4 protein-coding genes are annotated in these 5,510 nt (G+C 43.2%); 1 reads left to right on the top strand and 3 read right to left on the bottom strand.

Annotation, left to right across the window (positions count from 1 at the left end):
• Window positions 1-17 precede the first annotated feature (17 nt).
• Window positions 18-953: a ComEC/Rec2 family competence protein gene (locus tag HMPREF1551_RS05515; protein WP_081695744.1), complete on the top strand. Its 936-nt coding sequence runs from the start codon at window positions 18-20 to the stop codon at window positions 951-953.
• On the opposite strand, the gene HMPREF1551_RS05510 is transcribed toward HMPREF1551_RS05515, so the two are convergent.
• The 3 genes from HMPREF1551_RS05510 to HMPREF1551_RS05500 all read right to left on the bottom strand — a co-directional run bounded on the left by HMPREF1551_RS05510 (window position 934) and on the right by HMPREF1551_RS05500 (window position 5,334).
• Entirely contained in the window at window positions 934-1,887 is a 954-nt protein-coding gene (locus HMPREF1551_RS05510) for an NAD(P)H-dependent flavin oxidoreductase (RefSeq protein ID WP_034544358.1), read from the bottom strand. The genes HMPREF1551_RS05515 and HMPREF1551_RS05510 overlap by 20 nt on opposite strands.
• A 93-nt stretch (window positions 1,888-1,980) precedes the next feature.
• On the bottom strand, window positions 1,981-3,726 hold the full coding sequence (locus HMPREF1551_RS05505; RefSeq protein WP_021628070.1) for a thiamine pyrophosphate-dependent enzyme: 1,746 nt from the start codon (window positions 3,724-3,726) through the stop codon (window positions 1,981-1,983).
• A gap of 312 nt (window positions 3,727-4,038) precedes the next feature.
• The gene (locus tag HMPREF1551_RS05500) at window positions 4,039-5,334 is read right to left on the bottom strand and encodes an MFS transporter (RefSeq protein WP_021628068.1); all 1,296 of its coding nucleotides are present in this window, start codon (window positions 5,332-5,334) and stop codon (window positions 4,039-4,041) included.
• Window positions 5,335-5,510 lie beyond the last annotated feature (176 nt).

Genomic DNA, 5,510 nt, shown 5'->3' with positions numbered 1-5,510 from the left:
ATTTTTTGTAGTTTTGCATTTTAAATTCAATTTTATCAAAAAAATACACTTCCCAGTATGCTATTGTCAATTTCTTTGGAAATATCCTCAAGGTCAGTTTGGCCGCACAGATAGGAGTATGGCCTCTCTCCTTGTACTACTTCCATCAGTTTTCCGGATTGTTTTGGGTCAGTAACCTGCTGTTATTGCCACTTTTGGGAGTTATCCTGTCGGTGGGAATTGTAGTGGTGGTACTCGCTGGCTTACAATGGCTCCCTATGTGGCTGGTAAGTGCTTACGATGGGGTGCTATCACTGATGAATAAGGCTATAGGTACTATCGCCTCGGTAGATACAATGGTGATAAGTGGTGCTTATTTCGATGCTATTTCTTTGATTTTATGTTACTTAGCCATTGTATTGGCTGTTATATACCTAAAAGTTAGGTATATAAGCCTTATTTGTTGTAGTTTATTGATAATCTTAGGGGTAGAGGGCTATTTCTTTTATCAGAAATATATACATGCCAAACAGGAGCAATTACTTGTCTTTCAACAATATAAAAAGACAGTTATAGGCGTGCAAGAAGGAGAAGAGGCCACTTTTTATCTCTCGGATACTACGGCTATTCCGCATTCCTTGGTTCGGAATTTCCGTATCCAACATCAGATTAAGCATATTCACTACAAGCCTCTCGGGAACTTTATTCCCTTCAAGGGGCAGTACCTCACGATCCTCGATGGCCCCTACTACTTGGATCATTCTTACCCTACGGATTACCTACTGCTCCGAAATAATCCTAAGATTCACTTAGAGAAGTTATTAAAACAAATTCGCCCCAAGGTCATCATTGCCGATGGGAGCAACTGGCCTTTCTTGGTGGCTAAATGGCAAAAAACATGCCAACAACTTAATGTGAGCATTTGGCAATTAGACCATTTGTCAATTAGCAAATTTAACTCATTGACAAATTAGCCATTCGTTGCCGGGTTTGCTCGAACTCAGTGAGCAGTTCCTCGAAGACCTCCTTAACGGTTTTCACCTCCTTGATAAGGCTACTTACCTGGCCTATTTCCAATTCTCCTTCCTTGAGGTCTCCCTCATACATACCGAGTTTGGTTCGTCCTTTTCCTAATAGTTGGCGTAGATTTTCAGGCGTGGCTTCCCTTTGGTTATAGAGTGCTTCGACCTGTTCATAAAAAGGATTTTTAAGCAGACGTACGGGCGACAACTCCTTGAGGGTAAGCACCGTATCCCCTTCTTTTGCCTCGAGAACAGCAGCCTTGAAGTCGGGATGTACGGTTGCCTCCTCGGTAGCGATAAAGCGGCTACCCAGCTGCACCCCTTCGGCACCGAGCGCCATAGTAGCATACATAGCCCTACCCGTAGCAATCCCTCCTGCTGCAATCACAGGAATAGTTACTTTCCGACATACCTCAGGCACTAATACCAAAGTGGTGGTCTCCTCTCGTCCATTATGTCCACCTGCTTCGAAGCCTTCAGCCACTACGGCATCTACCCCAGCTGCTTGAGCTTTGAGCGCAAACTTGCTACTACTTACTACATGTACCACTTTTATTCCTTTCTCATGGAGCTTCTCTGTCCAAAGGGCTGGATTCCCTGCCGAAGTAAAAACTACAGAGACGCCTTCGTCCATAATAACTTCCATAGTCTGGGCACTATTGGCATACATAATAGGCACATTCACCCCAAAAGGTTTATTCGTATGTGCTTTACACTGCCTGATCTGAGCACGGAGATCCTCTGCCGACATAGAGCCAGAACCCAACAGCCCCAAGCCGCCTGCATTACTTACGGCTGTTATTAATTGCCATTGGCTCGCCCATATCATACCCCCCTGAATGATAGGATATTCTATCCCTAATAAAGTTGTTATTCTTGTTTTCAATTGTTATTTATTAATTGTTAGTTGTTATAGTGTAAAAAAGTAGGAATAATTTCCTTTATCCCTACTTTTTCATTAGCCATTAATCTTTAGCCGTTATAAAATGTCCTTAATATGCTTTATACTATTGGCTATACTTTCTTTGGCTTCTGCAAAATCACCTTGTCCTATTTTCTTCATCACATTGGTAGCAAAGCCTTTCATCTGGTCAAAAGTAATGTGAGGAGGCATAGCCAAGGTATCTCGATTGGTATAGATATTGACCAAAGTAGGTCCCTCGTGCTCAAAGGCAGCTTTTACAGTGGCTTCCAACTCTTCTGTTTTGTGTACCTCATAGCCCTTGATATTCATCAGGTCGGCTATTTTGTCAAAAGGAGGATTAACCATATTGGTTTGCCAATCTAGATAGCCAGAAACTTCCATTTCAAGTTTGACCATAGCAAGCGAACGGTTATTGAATACAAATATCTTTACAGGGTACTGATATTGCATAAGGGTAGCCAAGTCGCCCAAAAGCATAGAGAGTCCCCCGTCACCACACATAGCCACCACTTGTCTGCCTGGAGAGGCAGCTGCTGCTCCGATAGCCATAGGCAGTGCATTGGCCATAGAACCATGGTTGAAAGAACCTGTGAGGTAGCGCTTGCCTGTACCCTTGATAAAACGAGCCGCCCAAACCACATTCATACCTGTATCTACGGTGAAAATGGCATCTTCAGCTGCATACTTGTCTAAGAGTTTGGCTGCATATTCAGGATCTATTTGGTCTTCTTCGGTCTTCTTTTTTGTATAATCGTCCAAAGACTTCTCAAGTGATACATACTCCTTGTGGATATTCTTAAGGAAGCTATCATCGCTGCGTGGGGTAAGTTTAGGCAATAGCGCGGCAATGGTATCCTTTACATCGCCTGCAAAACCATAATCCACTTTGGCACGACGACCGATAATATCAGGGCGCTGATCTATTTGGATAATGGTGTTTTTCTTAGGCAAGAACTCGGCATAAGGAAAGTCGGTACCCAGCATCACAAGTACATCGGATTCGGCACAAGCATCATAGCCAGAGCGGTGTCCCAAGAGTCCGTTCATACCTGCTATATATGGGCTATCGGCACGGTCAAAGAATATTTTCCCACGGAAAGAAGCCACAATAGGTGCCTTGAGCGTTTCGGCTAGTTGTTCTACTTCGCTTACAGCATATTGGCAGCCATGCCCACAGTAAAGGGTTATTTTCTTGTGCTTGGTGTCATTCAGTACTGCGGCCAACTTATCCAGCTCGCTATCGGAAGGGCGTATAACGGGTTTGGCCAAAAAGGTCTGTGTAGCGGTAGGCACTTCTTCCAAATCAGCTCCTGCCACATCGCCTGGTAAGCCCAATACAGCCACTCCTTTTTCGTTGATTGCCGTTTGTATAGCACGTTGCATCATAGTAGTAAACTGCTTAGGTGTATTGGCTACATATACATATTTGCTACAATCTTGGAATAACAAAAAGGGGTTAGTCTCTTGGAACCAGTGGGTACCAAACTTTTGTGTAGCACAAGTACTGGCTATGGCAATGACAGGATTACCTGCACGATTGGCATCATAGAGACCATTGATAAGGTGCACATGTCCAGGGCCTGAACTTCCCATACAACAGCCTATACCATTGAGTTCGGCATCCATGGAGGCTGCATAAGCTGCGGATTCTTCGTGGCGTACATGTATCCACTCGAGGCGACCATCGCGACGAATAGCATCATTTACAGGGTTGAGGCTATCCCCAGTAATGGCATAGACTCTTTTTACACCTGCTTGTACTAACATTTCAACCAGTTGGTCAGATACATTTTTACTCATGATAAGTTCTTTTTATCTTTTTAATTTATCTAATCGGACGACAAAATTACGTTTTTTATTTTTTCCTTCTTTTTTTTAAGAACAAATAACAAATGAAAAATGAATAGTGAAACAAACTTACAACAATTGAGGTAGTAAAGTCAAGAAAAAGAGGAGAAAGAAGTAAGAATTTATACAATAAAATTGAGTAATATGTAACAAACTCATGTCTCTACAGAAGACCGTACTAATGAAGAATTATCATAGCTAGTACTGTAGAGACATCAGTCTATTGTACCTTGGATTAAGGCAATTCATTAATCATTAGTGGCATTAATCATTAACCACTATATCTTTATTTACATTTTTACTACCTACTAAGGCGTAATAGAGGATATAAGCCAAGCCGAGGATTATTACCCAATAGCTTTGTATATAGCCCAATATATCGGCGACATAGCTCTGTAGGGTAGAGAGGATTCCTCCTCCGCAGACCATCACCATGAAGATCCCTGATGCGGCAGCGGTGTATTTTCCTAAGCCTGCGGTAGCCAAGTTGAAGATACCACCCCACATCACTGAGGTACAAAGCCCACAGAGGGTCAGAAGCATCACACTGACAGGTACTTGTGCAAGACCAAAGGAAATATCCTTGTTGAAGACTGGCATATTGACCTGTATATCCGTAGGTAACAGAATGGCCAAGAGAACAAAAACCAAGCCCAAAGAAGCTACAAAGGAAAGCATGGCCTTGCTAGAGAACTTAGCCCCTAAGGCTCCCCCTACGAATCGACCGATGAACATAAGGAACCAATAGGTCCCTACTACTGATCCGGCGATAGTGGCATCAATGCCTAAGCCGCCCTTTTCCACTTGGGTGGTCATAAAGTAGTTCTCTATCCCAGGGATACCTACCTCGACCCCTACATAGACGAAAATAGCGATGATTCCCAAGACAAAATGCCTGAAGGACATCGCACTATGGGGATCCTTGGACTTATCGGCTACCTTCTTCACGATATGAGGCTCTGGAATGGCTACCAAGGAAAGCACCACAAAAACCAAAGCAAAAGTAGCCATGGCTATAAAAAGCGCTGGATTGGCCTTATCGATAGAGGCTTCCTCTACCTTGGCTCCAATGAGATAGCCCACCAAAACAGGAACGATGGTGCCTCCCATGGAGTTGAGCGCACCGCCGAATTGGAGGAGCTGATTACCGCGCTTACCCTCGCCTCCTAAGGTGTTGAGCATGGGGTTGACCACTACATTGAGCATACACATAGAAAAGCCCGCTACAAAAGCCCCTGTGAGGTATATGGCAAAACTCTCCATAGCTCCCGATAGGTAGATGATACACACCCCTACAAAGCCCACCATGACGGCTGTAAGGGCTGTTTTCTTATACCCTAAGCGCTGTAACATCTGTCCGGCGGGAATCCCCATGAAGGCATAGGCGATAAAATTGGCCAAGGTACCCAATTGCGCTTGGAAGTTGCTCGCCCCAAATTGGCTCTTGACAATCACCCCCATAGGGCTTTGTAAGTTAGTAACGAAGGCTATCATAAAAAATAATGCAAACATCATCACTATGGGAATGATATGAGACTTGTTTTGCTGATTCTGTTCCATTTTTTTGTCTATTTAATAGGTACAAAGTTATAAAAATATCTGTTATTTTCAAAGGAATTTTTATTGTTTTTTCCTCCAATATACATTACCTATTCTCCCCTTAAAACTTGTACTAGCAGTATGAATTAACACCATAAAAAAGACGAATAACCCTCTCCCATTTTAGGGAAAGGGTC

Origin of the sequence: Capnocytophaga sp. oral taxon 863 str. F0517 (assembly GCF_000466425.1) — a bacterium.
GTDB lineage: Bacteria > Bacteroidota > Bacteroidia > Flavobacteriales > Flavobacteriaceae > Capnocytophaga.
The sequence above is the reverse complement of the archived record's forward strand: the minus strand, read 5'-3'. Positions and strand labels throughout refer to the sequence as shown.